Raw genomic sequence first — 18,508 nt, 5'->3', positions numbered from 1 at the left:
GCCGTGCCACGGCCCGCCGCCGGGGTGCGACGTGTCGTCCTGACCCAGGCGGGCGTGCGCCGCGGCGCGCACCCGCTCGGCCCGGACCGCCCTCCACTGGGGGCCGGCGGGTCGGCGGACGCCGGGATGGCGGCGGCCGGCGCGAGAGCGTGGGCCGCCTTCCCTCTGTGCCTCCCGACGTCCGCGGGCGTCGCCCCACGGTGTGGCCGAGACCCCGCCGTGGGGCGGCTCCGCGACCCGCTCAGGCCCGGTGCAGGGCCGCCGCGAGGTCCTCCGGGGTCGTCACCGGCCGGTCGCAGACGAAGCCCCGGCAGACGTAGGCCGCGGGCGACCCGTCGACGAGCGGGCGGTCGGCGAGGAGGGGGACGCCCGCGGAGTCCGGCTCGCCCGCCACGTGGACCAGCCCCGGCGACGACGCGGCGAGCACCTCGGCCAGCAGTTCCTCGGCCCCGGGCCCCGACCCGACGACGGCCACCTGCAGCGGCCCGGCGACGGCCGCCTCGGCCACCGCCAGCGCCCACCCCGCGAAGCGCGGCTCGCTCGCGGCCACCGACCCGCACGCGGCGAGCGCCCGGTCCGCCGCCTCGCGGTGGCGCGCCGACCCCGTCAGCGCGGCGTACGTGAGCAGCGCGCCCGCGAGCGCCGAGGCGCCCGTCGGCTCCGCGTTGTCGCTGCGGGAGGCGGGGCGCGTGAACAGGGCCGGCGCGTCGTGGGCCGTGTCGTGGACGAGGCCCTCGGTGTCGACGAAGCGGGCCAGGGCGCGCTCGAGCAGGTCGCCGGCCGCGGCGAGCCAGCGCGCCTCGCCGGTCGCGCGGTGCAGGGCGAGGAGACCCTCGGCGAGGTCGGCGTGGTCGTCGAGCACGCCCGGGGCGGCCGAGGGCACCCCGCCGCGCGAGGTGCGCCGCAGGACGCCCTCGACGTCGTGGGTCGCGAGGACGTGCTCGGCGGCGGTGGCCGCCGCCTCGACGAGGTCGGGACGCCCGAGCAGCGACCCCGCGTCGGCGAGCCCGGCGACGGCCAGGCCGTTCCACGCCGTGACCACCTTGTCGTCGCGGGCGGGCTGCGGGCGCTGCGCCCGGGCGGCCAGGAGTCGGCCACGGACGTCGGCCCACCACGCGGGGTCGTCTGGGTCCTCGAGGAGGCGCAGCGTCGAGGTCCCGTGCTCGAAGGTCCCCTCGGGCGTCACCCCGAGGAGCGCGGCCGCGGCGGCGCCGTCCTGCGGCCCGAGCGCCTCGGCCAGCTGGGCCGGCGTCCAGGCGTAGGTGAGCCCCTCGTGCGAGTGGCCGTCGACGACGGTGTCGGCGTCGAGGGCGGAGGCGAACGCGCCCTCCGGGGTCCCGAGGTCCCGGACGAGGAAGTCGGCGCTCTCCTCGGCCACCCGCCGGGCCAACGGGTCGCCGGTGTCGCGCCACAGGTGGGCGTACACCCGCACGAGCAGTGCGTTGTCGTAGAGCATCTTCTCGAAGTGGGGCACGACCCACGCCGCGTCGACGGAGTAGCGGGCGAAGCCGCCCGCGAGCTGGTCGTACATCCCGCCGCGCGCCATCGCGGTGCAGGTGCGGCGGACCATCGCCAGCGCGTCGGCGGACCCCGTGCGGGCGTGGTGGCGCAGGAGGAACTCGAGCACCATCGACGGCGGGAACTTCGGGGCGCCCCCGAAGCCGCCGCGGGAGTCGTCGTGGTCGGTGCGCAGCCGGGTGGCGGCGCGGTCGAGGACCTCGTCTGGCACCGCCGCCGGGGCCGGAGGACCGGTGACCTCGCGGAGCCGGCCGGCCACGTGGGCCCCGGACGCGAGCACCTGGTCGCGCTGCTCGCGCCACACGCGGGAGGCTTTGTCGAGCAGGCCGAGCAGGTGCTGGCGGGGGAGGTAGGTGCCGGCGAAGAACGGGTCGCCGCCCGGGGTGAGCAGGCAGGTCATCGGCCAGCCGCCCTGGCCGGTCAGTGCGGTCGTCGCCGCCATGTACACGGCGTCGACGTCCGGCCGCTCCTCGCGGTCGACCTTGACGGCGACGTACCCCTGCGCCAGCACCCGGGCGACCTCGTCGTCCTCGAACGACTCGTGCGCCATGACGTGACACCAGTGGCAGGCGGCGTAGCCGACCGAGAGGAAGACCGGCACGTCGCGGCGGGCAGCCTCGGCGAAGGCCTCGTCGCCCCACTCCCACCAGTCGACGGGGTTGTCCGCGTGCTGGAGGAGGTAGGGGCTCTGTGACCCCGCGAGGCGGTTCGGCATCAGGGGGGACCCTTCCACGGCTGGGTCCTCGGGTCTAGCCGGGCTCGTCGGTGGCGGGGGTGCCCTGCTCGATGACGCACGCGTCGTAGTCGCAGGAGAAGACCTCGGCAGCGCCGCGGTAGGCGACCCGGGAGCGGCCGGCGGGGTCCGTGGTGTCCGTGACGGCGGGGGTGTCGGCCCAGTACAGCTGGCCGAGGTCGGGGTCGGGCGCCGGGACGAGGTGGGCGGTGGCGGGGCCGTCCTCGGTGCGGACCTCGACGCGGGTGATGTCGGCGGGGACGAGGCCGACCGCGTACTCGCGCGCCTCGACGCCGGCGGGCAGGTTGCCCAGAAGGCTCCACGCCTGTCCGGTGCTGAACGCGTCGTCGACGGGGGCCTGCGCCGGCCTGCACGAGGACGGGTGGACCTGGCCGGAGTCCTCGATCGTCCCGACGCACAGCCACCGGTCCGGGGTCAGGTAGAGCACTGGCCGGTTGCCCTTGCGATCTCTCTGCTGGGACATGACCTGCGCGGTGCCCCAGACCTGCTCCCCGTCGGGCGGGGAGGTCGCGGGCTCGGTCGTGGTGGGGCTGACGGGTGCTGGCCCGACTCGGGGTGGCGTGGGACCTGCCGGTGTCAGGGCGGTGCCGGGCCTGAGGTCGGGCAGCAGGGTGGCCCCGGCGGCGACGAGCGCTGCGCTGGTGAGGGCGGCGGCGCCCACGAGGACGCGCCGGCCGCGGCGGCTGCGGCGGGCGCCCGCGACGACGCGGTCTGCGTCGACGGACATGGGGGGCTCCGGGGCGTGCACGAGCAGGTCCAGGACGTCATCGGGCATGGGAGCTCTCCTGGGTGTGCAGGTCTCGGAGGCGGGCGAGGCCGCGCGAGGCCGAGGACTTCACCGTGCCCACGCTGACCCCGAGGGTGTGGGCGGTCTCGGCCTCGGACTGGCCGACGTAGTGGCGCAGCACCACGACCTGGCGTTCGCGTTGTGGCAGGTGGGCCAGGAGTGCGCTGAGGTAGTCGCCGTCCTCGGGGCCGGGCGCGGATGGCGCGGCATGGTCGGGCAGGGTGTCGGTGAGGTGCTCTCGCCGGCGCTTGCGGACGTGATCGATGTGCAGGTTGACCAGGGTGCGGTGGGCGTACGCCTCGGGTGTGCCGTCGCGCAGGCGCGACCAGCGCAGGTAGACCCGTTCGAGGGCGGCTTGGACGAGGTCCTCGGCGTGGGCGGGGTCGCCGCACAGCAGCCAGGCCGTGCGCAGCAGCCTCGGGGAGGTCGCGTCAACGAAGTCGGCGAACTCCTCATCGGCCCCCCGGGTCATACCCTCCCCCTCCTGACGTGCTGACGATGTTCCCACCTTCTTGAACGGTCGAGGGCCGCTGAAGGTTGAGTGCTGGTCGGGCCGGTCCCGGGACGCTGCTGACCTGCGGGTCGTCGGCCGTCCGGACCGGACCCGGCCCCGGACCCATCCGCCCGGCCGGGTCGCTCCGAACGCGTGGTACCTGCGCGGTTCCGATTCCCCCCTGCGGCACGACGACGTGCCGGCTCGGGACCGCGGGAAGGACAGGCCGATGACGACTGCCCGCGACTCCAGCCCCCTCGCGCTCGACGAGGACGCCCCTCCGCCCGGTCGGCCCGGTGTCCGACGGCGCAGCCTCATCGGGTGGGTCCTCGCCGGCGGGACGCTCTCCGTCGCCGCCGACCTCTCGCTCGGTGCCGAGCCGGCCGCGGCCGCCGTCCCCAGCCCGCCGCAGGTCCCGGAGCTGTACGACCTCGGTGACCTGCAGACCCAGTCGGCCCTGCCGACCTCGCAGCTCATCCGCATCGACCTCGACGCAGAAGGGTTCGCGCACTTCGCGATCCCCCGCATGGAGGTCGGGCAGGGCATCACGACGGCGGCGGCGATGCTCATCGCCGAGGAGCTGGAGATGCCGGTCGAGAAGGTGCGGGTCACCCTGGCCAAGGCGCGTCCCGAGCTGGTGTTCAACCAGCTGACCGGGGGGTCGAACACCATGCAGTCGATGTTCACGCCGATCCGGGTCGCCGCGGCCACCGCGAAGGGTGCACTCCTGCGGGCGGCCGCGACCGAGCTCGGTGCCCAGGTCTCGGCCCTCAGCGCGAAGTCCGGGGTCGTCACCGGCCCGACCGGGACGAGCCTCACCTACGGGCAGCTCGCGACCCTCGCGGCGAGCGCCGAGGACGTCGCGGTCGAGGTCTCCCTGACCCCGCGCCGCGAGTTCGCGGTCATCGGGACCGCGCGCAACCGCGACGACGCGCTCGCGGCGGTGACCGGGCGCAAGCAGTTCACGATGGACCTCGAGGTCGAGGGTGCGCTGCCGACGATGGTCTGCCGGCCGCCGACGCTCAACGGCTCGCCACGCTCCGTGCGCAACGAGTCCGCCGTGCGAGCCATGCCGGGCGTCACCGACGTCGCCGTCGTCGACACCGGTGTGGCCGTCCGGGCCGAGACCTTCGGCCAGTGCATCGACGCGGTGCGCGCCCTCGACGTCGTGTGGGCCGGCGGACCCGTCGACGGCGAGGACGACGAGTCGGTGCTCGCCGAGCTGCGGCGCGCCGAGCTGCCGATGGTCGTGCCGAAGGTGCCGATCCTCGCGGGCACCCTCGACCTGCGCGTCGAGTTCATGTTCCGCAGCAGCGCTGCGCTGGAACCGAACTGCGCCATCGCCGACGTCCGCTCCGACCGGGCCACCGTCTGGGCGGGCCTCAAGGCGCCGCTCGTCGCCCAGCGCGACGTCGCCAAGGCGGTCGGCCTGCCGATCGCGAAGGTCGAGGTGAACGTCGTCACCGGCGGAGGGTCGTTCGGGCACAAGCTGTTCGGTGACGCCGCCATCGAGGCGGCGGTCATCTCGAAGGCGATGGGCAAGCCGGTCAAGCTGATGTGGCACCGTGCCGACGAGCCGCGCCAGGGTCGCGTGCACCCGATGGCCACCTCGCGCGTGCGGGCCACGATGCTCGCCGGCCAGGTGCTGACCTTCGAGCAGCGGCACACGAGCGTCGTCACCGACTTCGGGCACGGGCTGGGGGAGAGGCTGACCGCGATGGCCGCCGAGCTGCCCGCCAACCTCGGCGGTCTCGGTCTCTCGCAGTCGATCTTCACCCTCACCCAGGAGCTTCCGTACGACTTCGGCGTCGTCACCCAGCTGCTCAACGAGGTCGACACCCGGTTCAACACCGGCAGCATGCGCAACATCTACAGCCCGGACGTCGCGTGCGCCAACGAGCTGGCCGTCGACCAGATCGCCAAGCGGCTCGGCAAGGACCCGTACGCCTTCCGGATGTCGTTCCTCAAGAACGCCAAGGCCAAGCGGTGCCTCGAGGCGGTGGCCAAGGCCGGCGGCTGGGGTCGCTCGCTGCCCCAGGGCGTGACGCAGGGCATCGCCGTGCACACCGAGTACAAAGGCGCGACGGCCGTGCTCGTCGAGCTCGACACCCGCCCCGAGACCGTGAACCGGAAGGTCCGCGACGCCGTCACCGGCCCGCGCGTCACGAAGGCGGTCATCGCCGTCGACGCCGGGCTCGTCGTCAACCCGCGCGGTCTCGAGGCCCAGATGATGGGCGGCGTCGCCGACGGCATCGCGCTGGCCCTGACGAGCAGCAGCCACCTGGAGGACGGCCACTTCCTCGAGGCGAGCTGGGACAACTACTTCTACACGCGGCAGTGGAACGTCCCCCCGGAGTTCCGGTGCATCGTCATGCCGTCCGACGAGGAGCTGCCCGGCGGGGCCGGCGAGGCCGGGGTGGCGGCGTCCGTCGCGGCCGTGGCCTGCGCCTACGCCCGCGCGACCGGGAAGGTCCCGACCCGCTTCCCGGTCAACCACGGGACGCTCTCGTTCACGCCGAAGTCCTTCGTCCCGCCCGTCCCGGAGTCCCCGGTCGACGGCCTGTCGTACACCTCCTGAGGAGCCGGACATGCCCCAGCACACCTTCCGCGTCAACGGCGAGAGCGTCACGGTCGACGTCGAGGACGACGTCCGCCTCCTCTGGGTCCTGCGCGACGTCCTGAAGATCACCGGCCCGAAGTACGGGTGCGGCATCAACGTCTGCAAGGCCTGCACGTCGCACGTCAACGGCAAGGCGTTCAACCCCTGCTCGGTGCCGGTGTCCGACCTCGGCCCCGAGGACGAGGTGACGACCATCGAGGGCCTCCCCGACACGGTCGACGCCGACCTCCACCCGATGCAGGAGGCCTGGCTCGAGCGCGACGTCGCCCAGTGCGGGTACTGCCAGCCGGGCCAGATCATGGCCGCCGTCGCCCTGGTGAAGAAGGTTCGCGCCGAGGGGCGTTCGATCACCGACGCCGACCTCGACGGCATCCGCAACATCTGCCGCTGCGGGACCTACACCCGCATCCGGGAGGCGATCCGCGACGGAGCCGCCCGGATGTGAGCTACTCGTCGAGGGCCTTGTGGAGGGCGATGCACGCCGTCACCGCCTCCTCGCCCTCGAGGACGCTGGCCCAGCTGACCTCGATACCGGCCCGGAGCAGGGTCCAGGCCCGGGCCTCCTCGACGTCCACACCGGCCGCCTCGGCCACGAGGGAGAGCCGGTGCCGCACCGACCAGCGCAGTGCGGCGCCGGAGCCGAGCTCGTCGAACCGGTTGCGGAGCACCGGCCAGACGTCGAAACCCGGATGGCCGGCAACGGGCTTGGGGTCGATGGCCGTCCACCCGCGCGCCGGTGAGTGCAGCACGTTCTCGTAGTGCAGGTCGGTGTGCAGCAGCACCTCCGGCGTGTCGTCCGACAGCAGCTCGCGGGCCAGCCCGAGGGTGCGCGTGACGACGCGCCGGGGGACCGCCGGCCGGCGCTCCATCCGCTCGAGGTGCGGCGCGAGGTACGGCGCGAGGCGCGGGACCGGCGGCGGTGCGGGCACCTGCAGGCGTCGCAGCAGCCCGCCGACGACCTCGCAGGCCTCGTCGACCCAGACCTCCGACAGGTCGGTGTCGGGGTCGAGGCGCTCGAGGAGCAGGAGCCCGTCGGACGGCAGGGCCGCGACGAGCCGGACCGCGCCGACGCCGTCCCAGGTGCGCAGGGCCAGCGCCTCGTGCACGCCCTCGGGGTGCGGCCAGGTGACCTTGAGGGCGAGCGGCTCGTCACCGCGACGGACCGGCACGACGACGGCGGTCCAGCCGGTGCGCGGCGGCCCGTCGACGACGAGGTCCCAGCGCGCCAGCGCCTCTTCGAGCAACCGGGGCACGGAGCGCAGCCAGTCGGCGCCGGTCGGGCCGCCGTCCGCGGGGTACGCCGAGACCCGCTCGACCCACGCCGCGGGCAGGTCGACCGGGATCACGTCAGCCCGGGGAACGGCACGAGCGGCACGCCCCAGCGGTGCGCCTCGACCTCGACGCCGCCGAGCCAGCGCGTCGCCGCGTCGAGCCCGGCCACGGGGTCGGCCGCGACGAGGTCGGCGAGCCCCGCGCCGAGGGCGGCCCGCAGCGCGGTGAGCGACTCCCAGAGCAGCCGGTCGACGTCGGCGGCGCTGCGGACGGGGAAGGGCAGCGGGCGGCCGAGCCCGGCCGGGGGAGCGTCCTCGCCGGAGCGGAGGGCCGAGCGCAGGGCCCGCAGGGCGGTGACGGTGGCGGCGCCCCGCTCGCGCCGCGCACCCGTCGAGCGGGCGGTGCCGACCTCGGCGAGGTAGGCCGCCGCGTCGACGGCCTCGGCGAGGTCCCCGACCTCGAGCCCGTCCGGCGGCCCGGAGACCACGGGACGCGGGGGAGCGGAGCCGGTGAGGAGGGCGCCGGCCGCCCAGCGCTGGGCGTGCAGGGCCGCGAGGGATGGCAGCAGGTCGGCGGCCGCCGTCGAGAACCGGGCGGCGCCGGCGGCGGCGTCGGCCTCTGTCGCGCCGAGGGTCGCGGCGCCGGTCGAGGGGGAGGGCGAGGGTGTGGGGGAGCCGGAGCGGGTCGGCGACGGGGTCGGCGTCGGGCCGAGGGACGCGGCCGGCACCCCGCGCCGGAGCAGGGTCGTCCGGAGCACGGTGTGCTGGCGCCGGTGCAGCGTCGCGAGGTCGGTGCCCAGCGGGGTGCCGAGGGCGTCGGCGAGGTCGGCGAGCCGCTCGCTGTCGAGGGTCAGGGCGAGGAGCGCGGCCTCGCCGGGGAGGGGTTCGCGCGTCGGGACGAGCGGCACCCGCGGGGCGTCGTTCTCGAGCCGCACGCCACAGCCGGCGACCGGGGTGAGGAGCGCCGCCCCCACCCCGGCGAGGAGGAGGCGCCGCCCGGGACGCCGGGCGTCGAGGTCCGGCACGGGCGCCATCATCCCACGGTGCGGGCGAGCCGCCGCGGGGCCTAGAGTGGGTTGCCCGGCACGCGCCGGACGAGAACTGCACAGGGAGAGGAGACACCGGTCATGGCCACCGCCGACAGCGTGCGCCCCGTCCTCGAGGAGGCCCTCGACGGCAGCGCGCTCGTCCTCGACGAGGTCACCGTGTCACCCGCCGGCAAGCGCCGCGTCGTGCGCGTCCTCCTCGACCGCGACCTGGGCGACGTCGACGCCGTCACCGAGCCCACCGCCCCCCTCTCCCTCGACGAGGTCGCCGACGCCACCCGCGCGGTCGGCGAGGCCCTCGACGCCTCCGACGTCCTCGGCGAGCTGCCGTACACCCTCGAGGTGTCCTCGCCCGGGGTCGGCCGCCCGCTGACCCTCCCGCGCCACTTCCAGCGCAACGTCGGTCGGCTCCTCGAGGTCCGTACCGCCGACGGCGAGACCACCGGCCGCCTCGTCGCGGCCGACCGCGCCGGCCTCACCCTCGAGGTCGCCGCGACGAAGAAGACGTCCGCCCGCACCGCCACCGTGCCGTACGCCGAGGTCGACCGCGCCACCGTGCAGGTCGAGTTCGCGCGGCACGACGACCCGAAGGAGAGCTGACCCCCGTGGACATCGACCTCGCCGCCCTGCACGCGCTGGAGCGGGAGCGTGGCATCTCCCTCGACGTCATCGTCCCCGCGATCGAGCAGGCCCTGCTCCTCGCCTACCAGCGCACCGACGGCCACTACCGGCACGCCCGCGCCGAGCTCGACCGCTCGTCGGGCCACGTCGTCATCTGGGCCCGCGAGGAGGTCGAGGTGCCGGCCGCCGAGGGCGAGGTCGACGAGGACGGGGAGCCGGCGCGCCCGCGCCGCGAGGTCGGCCCGGAGTTCGACGACACGCCCACCGGCTTCGGGCGCGTCGCCGCGGCCACCGCCCGGCAGGTCATCGTCCAGCGGATGCGCGACATCGAGGACGACGCCATCCTCGGCGACTTCAAGGGCCGCGAGGGCGACATCGTCGCCGGCATCGTCCAGCAGAGCGCGAACCCGCAGCACGTCCTCGTCGACTTCGGCACCGTCGAGGGCATCCTCCCCGCCGCCGAGCAGGTGCCCGGCGAGAGCTACCCGCACGGCCAGCGGCTGCGCACCTTCGTCGTGTCCGTCAAGCGCGGCCTGCGCGGACCGCAGATCGGGCTGTCGCGCACCCACCCGAACCTCGTGAAGAAGCTCTTCGCCCTCGAGGTGCCCGAGATCGCCGACGGCAGCGTCGAGATCGCCGCCCTGGCCCGCGAGGCCGGCCACCGGACGAAGATCGCGGTGCACTCCACCGTGCCGGGGCTCAACGCCAAGGGCGCGTGCATCGGCCCGATGGGCAGCCGCGTCCGCGCGGTGATGGCCGAGCTCCAGGGCGAGAAGATCGACATCGTCGACTGGAGCAAGGACCCGGCCGAGTTCATCGCCGCGGCCCTGTCGCCGGCCCGCGTCACGGCCGTCCAGGTCGTCGACCCGCAGCTGCGGGCCGCGCGCGTCGTCGTCCCCGACTACCAGCTGTCGCTGGCCATCGGCCGCGAAGGCCAGAACGCCCGGCTCGCCGCCAAGCTCACCGGCTGGCGCATCGACATCCGGGCCGACACCGAGGCCGCGCAGGCCGCCCCCGAGGGTGCCGGCGACACGCCCGGGCCCGCATAGGCGGTAGACTGGTGGCGACCGACCGGACTGGACTCCGGCCAGCGGGACCCGGGCGCACGTGCATCGGGTGTCGTGGGACGGATAGCCGGTCGGCACTCCTGCGAGTGGTTCTCGGGCAGGGGGAGCACGGCCTCGCCGTCGTCCCCGACCCCGAGCGCCGTCGCCCGGGGCGCGGCGCCTGGCTGCACCCGAGCGTCTCGTGCCTCGACCTCGCCGTCCGCCGCAAGGCGTTCGGCCGCGCGCTGCGAGCCAGCACCGGCCCGGACGTCTCCGAGGTGGTCCGGTGGGTCGCGGACCTCGCGCAGGGGGAACCGACAGATCAGCACGAAGACCGGAAGCGGGTTTTACGCGATGAGCACCCGATGAGTACTCAGCGATGAGCACCCCCCAGCTGTAACGACGGTCCGCGCCGCCCGGCACGGACCTGGACAGGAGAGATGTGTCTAAAGTCCGTGTGAGCGCACTCGCGAAGGAACGCGGGGAGACCAGCAAGGTCGTCCTCGAGCGCCTCAACGCGATGGGCGAGTACGTCAAGAGCGCCAGCTCGACGATCGAGGCCCCGGTCGTCCGGCGCTACAACGAGAAGTTCCCCGCGGAGGCGGCCCCCGCCCCCGCGAAGAAGGCCCCGGCGAAGAAGGCGGCTCCGGCCGCCCCGGCCCCGGCTGCGCCGGCCGCGCAGGCCCCGGCCGCCGCGCCGGCTGCTCCGGCTCCGGCGTCCCCGGCTCCGGCCACCCCGGCCCCGCAGGCGCCCGCCGCACCGGCGGCCGCCACGCCGTCCGCCCCCGCTCCGCAGGCGCCCGCCCCCGCCGCTCCGGCTCCCGCCGCCCCGGCGCCCCAGGCGCCGGCCGCCGAGGCCGCACCGGCTCCGGCCGCGCGTGAGGGTGGCGCCACGCCGGGTGGGCCCCGACCGGCCCCGCGTCCCGCGGGTCCGCGTCCGGGCAACAACCCGTACGCCTCGAGCCAGGGGATGGGTCGCGCCCGCGAGGGTGCCCCGCGCCCCGGCAACAACCCCTTCGCCCCGAGCCAGGGCATGCCGCGTCCGCAGAGCCGTCCGGGCGGTCCGCGCCCGGGTGGCCCCGGTGGCGCCGCCGGCCCGCGTCCGGGCGGTCCGCGCCCGAGCCCGGGCATGATGCCCGACCGCAGCGCGGTCGCGCGTCCGGGCGAGCGTCCGGCCCGCGGTGGCGGTCGTCCCGGTGCCGGTGGCGGCGCCGGTCGTGGCCCCGGTGGTGGCGGCGGCTTCGGCGGTCGTCCGGGTGGTCCCGGTGGCCGCGGTGGTCGTGGCAGCACCCAGGGTGCGTTCGGCCGCGGTGGCGGTCGTCCGGGCCGGGCCCGCAAGTCCAAGCGCGCCAAGCGCCTCGAGTTCGAGGAGATGCAGGCTCCGTCGATCGGCGGCGTCAGCGTCCCCCGCGGCGACGGCTCGACCGTCGTCCAGATCCGCCAGGGCGCGTCCCTCACGGACTTCGCGGACAAGATCAACGCCAACCCGGCGTCGCTCGTCACCGTGCTGTTCCACCTCGGTGAGATGGCCACGGCGACCCAGAGCCTGGACGAGGACACCTTCAAGGTCCTGGGCACCGAGCTCGGCTACGACATCCGGATGGTCTCGCCGGAGGAGGAGGAGCGCGAGCTCTACGACTCCTTCGACATCGACCTCGAGTTCGGTGTCGACTCCGAGGACGACGACGACCTCGAGGCCCGTCCTCCGGTCGTCACCGTCGTCGGCCACGTCGACCACGGAAAGACGCGTCTGCTCGACGCCATCCGCAACGAGGACGTCGCGGGCGGCGAGGCCGGTGGCATCACGCAGCACATCGGTGCGTACCAGATCCACCGCGAGCACGAGGGCGTCGACCGTCCGATCACCTTCATCGACACCCCGGGTCACGAGGCGTTCACCGCCATGCGGGCCCGTGGTGCGAAGGTCACCGACATCGCGATCCTCGTGGTGGCGGCGGACGACGGCGTGATGCCGCAGACCATCGAGGCGCTCAACCACATGCAGGCGGCCGACGTGCCGATCGTCGTCGCGGTCAACAAGATCGACGTCGAGGGTGCGAACCCCAGCAAGATCCGCCAGCAGCTGACCGAGTACAACCTCGTCGCCGAGGAGTACGGCGGCGAGACGATGTTCGTCGACGTCTCCGCGAAGCAGGGGCAGAACATCGACTCCCTGCTCGAGGCGGTCCTGCTCACCGCGGACGCCGCGCTCGACCTGCGGGCCAACCCCGACCGTGACGCCCGTGGTGTCGCGATCGAGGCCAACCTCGACAAGGGTCGCGGTGCGACGGCCACCGTCCTCATCCAGTCCGGCACGCTGACCGTCGGTGACGCCATCGTCGCCGGCTCGGCCCACGGCCGCGTCCGCGCCATGCTCGACGAGCACGGCCAGAACGTGGCGGAGGCGACCCCGTCGCGTCCGGTCCAGGTGCTGGGTCTGTCCTCGGTCCCGCGGGCCGGCGACACCTTCGTCGTCGCCCCCGACGACCGCACCGCGCGCCAGATCGCCGAGAAGCGCGAGGCCGCCGACCGCCAGGCCAGCCTGGCCAAGGCCCGCAAGCGCATCTCGCTCGAGGACCTCAACGAGGCCCTCGCGGCGGGCAAGGTCGACACCCTCAACCTCATCCTCAAGGGTGACGTGTCGGGTTCGGTCGAGGCGCTCGAGGACGCCCTGCTGCAGATCGACGTGGGCGACGAGGTCGACCTGCGGATCATCGACCGCGGCGTCGGCGCGATCACGCTGAACAACATCAACCTGGCGATGGCGTCCAACGCGATCATCATCGGCTTCAACGTGCGGGCCGAGGGCCAGAACGCCGAGGTCGCCGAGCGCGAGGGCGTCGAGATCCGGTACTACCCGGTCATCTACCAGGCGATCGAGGAGATCGAGCAGGCGCTCAAGGGCATGCTCAAGCCGGAGTTCGAGGAGGTCGAGCTCGGCTCGGCGGAGATCCGCGAGATCTTCCGCTCGAGCAAGTTCGGCAACATCGCCGGCTCCATCGTCCGCAGCGGCGAGATCAAGCGTGGGACCAAGGCGCGCATCACCCGTCAGGGTGTCGTCGTCGCCGAGAACGTCGAGGTGGCCGGTCTGCGCCGGTTCAAGGACGACGTCACCGAGGTCCGCGAGGGCTTCGAGTGCGGCATCAACCTCGGGTCCTACAACGACCTCCAGCTCGAGGACCTCATCACCACCTACGAGATGCGTGAGAAGCCGCGCGCCTGATCCCGACGAACGACGAGAACATGCCGTGCACCCGACCGGGTGCACGGCATGTTCTCGTCTCTCGACCGGTAGGGACGGCGGAGCCTGTGCACAACTGCGCAGGGCCGGTGGGCGATCCGGCTAGGTTGGCCGCGACGCGGGACAACCCGCCGGAGGAGGGGCCGTGCCGGGACCTGAGGACCACTGGATGGGGCCGCTGCCTGCGGCGCCGGGCTGCGACTGCCATGTCTGCCGCCCGGACGACGCCTACGAAGCGCAGGACCGACACACCATCGACACCGTGCTCAGGCACGGATGGCAGGTGCTGCTCGTGTCCGACGCCGTGGGCTGCGACGACCCCCATCACGACGACCACACGGACGACGGTGAGGACGCGGGCCCGCCGTTCGCCTACACCGTCGGGCTCGGACACCGCTGCGGGCACCCCGAGCTGCTCGTGTCCGGGCTCGACCCGGGCCTCATGCACAGGATGCTCAACGACGTCGCGCAGCGGGTGATGCGTGGACGGCGGCTGCGTCCCGGTGACGTGCTGGAGGACGTCCTGGCCGGGGCGCCCGTGGTGCTCACGGAGGTCACCGACGAGGCGCTGGAGGAGACTGTGCTGTGGTCGGGCTGGTTCCACCGGCGGGCCCCGGAGGCCCTGCAGCTGGTGTGGCCCACGCGCACGGGGCTGTTCGCCTGGCAGCCCGGGGCGCCGGCCGACCTCGATGAGCTCCAGCCGCCGGCGTGGCGTGAGCCCATGACGCTGCCGGCCGGGCTGGAGCAGGACCCACCATGGCCCTTCCCCGTCCCGCCGGACCGGAAGGCATTCTCCTGCACGCACGTCGTCGACGACGGGAGCGCCATCCTCTGGATGGCTCGGCAGGCTGACCCGGAGCGCGGGGAGGACTGGAGCCTGCACTGCGGTGCGTCCGGCCATGACACGGGCGAGATGCGCCTCGTGCACCTCGCCCACCTGGTCCGCGCGGCACCGAGCCTGCGCGAGATCGCCGACCTCGGCCTCGACTGCGAGGCCGAGCGAGCGACCACCGACGCCGAGTGGGTCAGCTCCCGGCTGGGCTGATCAGGCGAACATGGCCTCGCCGAGCACCTCGCCGGGCCGCGCCCCGGGCAGCACCGCGAAGACCGCCGACCCGACCGGCACGGTCCAGAGGTTGAGCAGGTCCAGCTCGGCGAGCCGGCGCTGCACCGGCACGAGCTGGCGCACCGGGTCGGCCTGGAAGGCCACGAAGACGAGGCCGGCGCGGGTCTCGGCGCCGGTGCCGTCGTCGTAGGAGTACGGCCGCCGGAGGAAGCGCTCGTGGGGCGCGGTCGCGTGGGCCCGGCGCAGGTGGGCCGCGTCGTCGACGACGTGGAAGCCGAGCTCGTCCTTCGCCTCGAGGTCGGCCGCCGTGTCGACCCGTCCACCCGTGACCGGCGCCCCGGTGTCGAGCCGCCGTCCGATGGCGTTCTCGCGGGACAGGCGGTCGGCGCGATCCCAGGCGTCGAGCCTCATCCCGATCCGCCGGACGACGACCGACGACCCGCCGCGCAGCCACGCGGGTCCGTCGTCACCGACCCAGAGCAGCCCGGCGTCCAGGCCCGTGACGTCGGGCTGCACGGTGCCGTCGACCTGCCCGAGCAGGTTGCGCATCGGCAGGCCCGGTCCCTCGAACGGCTCCCGGAACCCGCGCTGCACCCACCGCACGGTCGCGAGGTCCGCGACCGCCGCGGTGAGCCGGCGCTGGGCGTGCGACACCGTCGTCGGGCTGTCCGCGCAGACCTGGAGGAGCAGGTCGCCGCCGGACCAGGCGTCCTCGAGCCGATCGATCTCGGGGAACGCGGGCAGCGGGGCCAGCCACGACGGCTTCTCGGCCCCGGCGAGGGCGACGACCCGGGGCCCGACCCCCACCGTGACGGTGAGGGACGCGGGGACGGCGGCCAGCTCGGGCTCGAGGTCGGTGAGCGGCCCGCGCCCGGCCATCAGCCGCTCGACGTCGTCGGTCCACACGGTGAGGAGCCGGCGCACGGCGTCGCGGTCGGCGTCCTCGCGCAGGTCGAGGGCGACGAAGGAGGCGTGCGGCGGCGGGGCCTCGAGGATCCCGGCCTGGTGCTCGCCGCGGAACGCCCGGGCGCTCGCCCGGGCCCGCTGGAGCCGGTCGTCGGCCGGCGGGGCCTCCCGCCCGCGCGCCAGGGCGGCGCCGGCGCCGGTGGCCACTCCGGCCCCGGCGCCGACGAGCCCGGTGAGCAGGACGGCGCGGCGGCGGGGACCCGCCGCCGCGCGGTCCGGGGCGTTCTCGGCGTCCGTCACGAGGACGGCGAGGGCTCGTACGTCTCCTCGGCGCCGGAGAAGGCCCGCACCGGCACGGTGAGGGCGAACTCACCCGCGGAGGTGCGCAGCGTGACGCTCACCTCGGCGCCGTTGCGCAGGGCACCGGTGAGGCCCATGAGCATCACGTGGTCACCGCCGGGCTTGAGCACGTAGGTGCCGCCCGCGGGCACGACGAAGCCGCCCTGCTTGGGCTGCATCTGCATCTCGCCGGAGGCGTTCTTGACGGTCTCGTGCAGCTCGACCATCTCGGCGGCCGGCGTGCTGCCGCCCTCGATGGTGATGTCCTCGTCGGTCGTGTTGCGCAGGGTGCCGAACATCGCGCTCATCGGCATCGACATGTCCATGCCGTCCATGCCGTCCATCCCGCTCGCGGACGGGCTGGGGGAGGACATGTCCATCTCCAGGGAGGAGGAGGCCGACGGTGAGGCCGTCTCGTCGACGGCCTTGACCCAGCCGTCGTCGACGACGAGGGCGGCACCGGTCGGCGAGGCGTCCGCAGCGGGTGACTCGGAGGAGCCACACGCGCCGGCGGCGAGGGTGAGGGCGGCGACGGCCGCGACGAGGGCGACCCGGCGAGTCGCGGGGAGGGTGTGGTGCATCGGAGGTCTCCAACGGTTCTGGGGGTGGCTCGGGGCCACCGGGGTTCACAGCGCTGACGGGAGGGCGAGCCGGCCCGTGACACGGCGCGGGCCGGCTCGGAGCCGACCCGGGGGATGTGAACGGGTCAGGCTCGGGCGAGGGCCACGGGTGGCGCCCGTCCCCCGACTGGCCGAGGGGCCCGGCCGGCGGGACGGGGTGCCGTGGCGGCCACGGCGAGGCGCACGAGGGCGGGTCGGTGCACGACGGCGGCGACCCGCGGGAGGAGGGCGCAGACCACGCGCCACAGCACGTCCTCGACCCGCGACAGCAGGAGGGCGAGGGCGAGGGTGGCGACGACGTGGAGGAGGAGCATCGAGGGACCGGCGTGGCCCATCTCCGGCATGACCGCCGCGGAGCCGGGGGAGAGGCCGGCGGGCAGGTGGTCGTGCCCGGGCATCGGGGCGCGCGCGCCGACGCCCGGTGCCATCGACGCCAGGCCGACGTGCACGACGACCTGCGCGCCGGCGAGCAGCGTGAGGAGGGCGAGCGGGCCGCGGGGACGGGCGAGGGCCAGCCAGGTGGCGGGCGCGAGGACGACACCGAGGACGACGAGGGCCAGCGCCCCGGGCACGTGACCGCCCCCGAGCTCGTGGGCCGCGGCCGAGACCCCGAGGACGGCGAGCAGGGCGAGCAGGGTGCGTGCACCACGCACCACCCCGACCCCTGCGGTCCTCATGCCGTCGATGGTAGCCAGCCGGTGCCGTGCGCGTCGCACCATCCGGTGACCTAGGGTTGGACGGCCCCACCGCCGTGGGGCCCTCGCCCAGCGCAGCCCAGGAGGAGCCGTGGCCGACGAAGCCCGTGCCCGCAAGGTCGCCGACCGGATCCGCACGGTGACCGCCGAGAACCTCGAGGCCATCGTCAAGGACCCCGACCTCGGGTTCGTCACCGTGACCGACGTCCGCGTCACCGGCGACCTCCAGCACGCCTCGCTCTTCTACACCGTCTTCGGCGACGAGGACCAGCGCGCCACCACCGCCCGCCTCCTCGAGGCGAACAAGGGTCGGCTGCGCTCGTTCGTCGGCAAGCAGCTGGGCATCCGGCTCACCCCGACGCTCGAGTGGATCGCCGACGCCATCCCCGAGAACGCCGCCCACCTCGAGGACCTGCTCAAGGAGGCGCGCGAGCGCGACGCCGAGGTGGCCCGCAGCGCGGCCGAGGCCCGCTACGCCGGCGAGGCCGACCCCTACCGCAAGGAGCGCGAGGCCGAGGAGGCCGCCGACGCCGAGGACGCCCCGGGTGCCGGCGAGCGCTGAGCCCGCCGCGCCCACCCCGGACGGCCTGCTCGTCGTCGACAAGCCCGGCGGCTGGACCAGCCACGACGTCGTCGCCCGGGCGCGGCGGCTCTGCGCCACCCGCAAGGTCGGCCACGCCGGCACGCTCGACCCGATGGCCACCGGCGTGCTGGTCCTCGGGGTCGGCCGCGCGACGAGGCTGCTCACCTTCCTCGTCGGCGCCGGGAAGGACTACACCGCGACGATCCGCATCGGGCAGGGCACGGTCACCGACGACGCCGAGGGCGAGGTCACCGCGGCGCCCGGCGCAGGAGGGCTCGACCGGGCAGCCGTCGAGGCCGCCGTCGCGACCCTCACCGGCGAGATCGAGCAGGTCCCGAGCGCGGTGAGCGCGATCAAGGTCAAGGGCGAGCGCGCCTACCACCGGGTGCGGGCCGGCGAGGACGTCGAGCTGCCCGCGCGCCCGGTCACGGTGTCCCGCTTCGCGGTCGGTGCCCTCCGACCGGTGGACGCCGGGGGCACCCCGGTGCTCGACGTCGACGTCGAGGTCAGCGTCTCCTCCGGCACCTACGTGCGCGCCCTGGCCCGCGACCTCGGAGCCGCCCTCGGCAGCGCCGCGCACCTCACCGCCCTGCGGCGCACCCGGGTCGGCGGCTTCACCCTCGAGCTCGCCCACCCGCTGGCCGAGCTCGAGGCCCGGCAGGGCGAACCGATGCCGACCCTGCCGCTCGCCGACGCCGCGCGGGCGGCCTTCCCGGCCCGCGCGCTGGCCGCCGACGAGGCCCGGGCGCTCGGCTACGGACAGCGCATCCCGTCGGCGTCGCCGGGGCGCACCGCGCCGGTCGCCGCGTTCGCGCCCGACGGCTCCCTCGTCGCGGTCCTCGACGAGCAGAACGAGCGCGCGCGGTCCCTCGTCGTCTTCGCCCCCGCGAGTTCGTAGAGTG

17 protein-coding genes are annotated in these 18,508 nt (G+C 75.0%); 9 read left to right on the top strand and 8 right to left on the bottom strand.

Annotated elements, in window-relative coordinates:
• Positions 1 to 241: 241 nt before the first annotated feature.
• From JQN70_RS08260 to JQN70_RS08250, 3 genes are read right to left on the bottom strand one after another with little or no spacing between them, the layout of a single operon-like run.
• Positions 242 to 2,233 (bottom strand): thioredoxin domain-containing protein, encoded by a 1,992-nt coding sequence (locus JQN70_RS08260; RefSeq protein WP_204130844.1) that lies wholly within the window; start codon positions 2,231 to 2,233, stop codon positions 242 to 244.
• A gap of 34 nt (positions 2,234 to 2,267) precedes the next feature.
• Positions 2,268 to 3,047 carry a hypothetical protein gene (locus tag JQN70_RS08255; RefSeq protein WP_204130843.1) on the bottom strand — a complete coding sequence of 260 codons (780 nt, stop codon included), beginning with the start codon at positions 3,045 to 3,047 and terminating at the stop codon, positions 2,268 to 2,270.
• On the bottom strand, positions 3,037 to 3,531 hold the full coding sequence (locus tag JQN70_RS08250; RefSeq protein WP_204130842.1) for a SigE family RNA polymerase sigma factor: 495 nt from the start codon (positions 3,529 to 3,531) through the stop codon (positions 3,037 to 3,039). Before JQN70_RS08250 ends, JQN70_RS08255 begins: the two co-directional genes overlap by 11 nt.
• A gap of 250 nt (positions 3,532 to 3,781) precedes the next feature.
• Here JQN70_RS08250 and JQN70_RS08245 point away from each other — a divergent pair, with 250 nt between their 5' ends.
• Together JQN70_RS08245 and JQN70_RS08240 are read left to right on the top strand one after the other, a co-directional pair.
• A complete protein-coding gene (locus tag JQN70_RS08245) occupies positions 3,782 to 6,130 on the top strand; it encodes a molybdopterin cofactor-binding domain-containing protein (protein WP_204130841.1) in 2,349 nt (782 codons plus the stop codon).
• A gap of 10 nt (positions 6,131 to 6,140) precedes the next feature.
• Positions 6,141 to 6,617 carry a (2Fe-2S)-binding protein gene (locus JQN70_RS08240; protein WP_204130840.1) on the top strand — a complete coding sequence of 159 codons (477 nt, stop codon included), beginning with the start codon at positions 6,141 to 6,143 and terminating at the stop codon, positions 6,615 to 6,617.
• Between the two features lies 1 nt (position 6,618).
• Here the strand turns inward: JQN70_RS08240 and JQN70_RS08235 are convergent, their stop codons facing one another.
• On the bottom strand, positions 6,619 to 7,518 hold the full coding sequence (locus tag JQN70_RS08235; RefSeq protein ID WP_204130839.1) for an aminoglycoside phosphotransferase family protein: 900 nt from the start codon (positions 7,516 to 7,518) through the stop codon (positions 6,619 to 6,621).
• Positions 7,515 to 8,477 carry a ferritin family protein gene (locus tag JQN70_RS08230; RefSeq protein WP_204130838.1) on the bottom strand — a complete coding sequence of 321 codons (963 nt, stop codon included), beginning with the start codon at positions 8,475 to 8,477 and terminating at the stop codon, positions 7,515 to 7,517. The genes JQN70_RS08235 and JQN70_RS08230 overlap by 4 nt, the downstream gene beginning before the upstream one ends.
• Positions 8,478 to 8,570: 93 nt before the next feature.
• On the opposite strand from JQN70_RS08230, the gene rimP reads away from it, so the two are divergent.
• From rimP to JQN70_RS08205, 5 genes are all read left to right on the top strand, one after another.
• Positions 8,571 to 9,089 (top strand): ribosome maturation factor RimP, encoded by a 519-nt coding sequence (rimP, locus tag JQN70_RS08225; protein WP_204130837.1) that lies wholly within the window; start codon positions 8,571 to 8,573, stop codon positions 9,087 to 9,089.
• A 5-nt stretch (positions 9,090 to 9,094) separates the two neighbouring features.
• On the top strand, positions 9,095 to 10,159 hold the full coding sequence (gene nusA, locus JQN70_RS08220) for a transcription termination factor NusA (RefSeq protein ID WP_204130836.1): 1,065 nt from the start codon (positions 9,095 to 9,097) through the stop codon (positions 10,157 to 10,159).
• Between the two features lie 11 nt (positions 10,160 to 10,170).
• Positions 10,171 to 10,539, top strand: a complete 369-nt coding sequence (locus JQN70_RS08215; protein ID WP_307835866.1) for a YlxR family protein — start codon at positions 10,171 to 10,173, stop codon at positions 10,537 to 10,539.
• Between the two features lie 59 nt (positions 10,540 to 10,598).
• Entirely contained in the window at positions 10,599 to 13,379 is a 2,781-nt protein-coding gene (infB, locus tag JQN70_RS08210) for a translation initiation factor IF-2 (protein ID WP_204130835.1), read from the top strand.
• A 163-nt stretch (positions 13,380 to 13,542) separates the two neighbouring features.
• A complete protein-coding gene (locus JQN70_RS08205) occupies positions 13,543 to 14,442 on the top strand; it encodes a DUF4262 domain-containing protein (protein WP_204130834.1) in 900 nt (299 codons plus the stop codon).
• Here JQN70_RS08205 and JQN70_RS08200 read toward each other — a convergent pair whose 3' ends face one another.
• The 3 genes from JQN70_RS08200 to JQN70_RS08190 form a co-directional block, all read right to left on the bottom strand.
• The gene (locus JQN70_RS08200) at positions 14,443 to 15,669 is read right to left on the bottom strand and encodes a Dyp-type peroxidase (protein WP_204130833.1); all 1,227 of its coding nucleotides are present in this window, start codon (positions 15,667 to 15,669) and stop codon (positions 14,443 to 14,445) included.
• Complete coding sequence (locus JQN70_RS08195; RefSeq protein WP_204130832.1) at positions 15,666 to 16,289, bottom strand: copper chaperone PCu(A)C; 624 nt, start codon at positions 16,287 to 16,289, stop codon at positions 15,666 to 15,668. The genes JQN70_RS08200 and JQN70_RS08195 overlap by 4 nt, the downstream gene beginning before the upstream one ends.
• A gap of 125 nt (positions 16,290 to 16,414) precedes the next feature.
• On the bottom strand, positions 16,415 to 17,005 hold the full coding sequence (locus JQN70_RS08190) for a hypothetical protein (RefSeq protein WP_204130831.1): 591 nt from the start codon (positions 17,003 to 17,005) through the stop codon (positions 16,415 to 16,417).
• Between the two features lie 109 nt (positions 17,006 to 17,114).
• Here JQN70_RS08190 and rbfA point away from each other — a divergent pair, with 109 nt between their 5' ends.
• Together rbfA and truB are read left to right on the top strand one after the other, a co-directional pair.
• Positions 17,115 to 17,585, top strand: coding sequence for a 30S ribosome-binding factor RbfA (gene rbfA, locus JQN70_RS08185; protein WP_204130830.1), 471 nt, complete (start codon positions 17,115 to 17,117; stop codon positions 17,583 to 17,585).
• Complete coding sequence (truB, locus tag JQN70_RS08180) at positions 17,569 to 18,504, top strand: tRNA pseudouridine(55) synthase TruB (RefSeq protein WP_204130829.1); 936 nt, start codon at positions 17,569 to 17,571, stop codon at positions 18,502 to 18,504. Before rbfA ends, truB begins: the two co-directional genes overlap by 17 nt.
• Positions 18,505 to 18,508: the final 4 nt, after the last annotated feature.

This window comes from Phycicoccus sonneratiae (assembly GCF_016887965.1).
Lineage (GTDB): Bacteria > Actinomycetota > Actinomycetes > Actinomycetales > Dermatophilaceae > Phycicoccus > Phycicoccus sonneratiae.
Note: the sequence above shows the minus strand (reverse complement) of the source record. Positions and strands in the feature narration are given on the sequence as shown.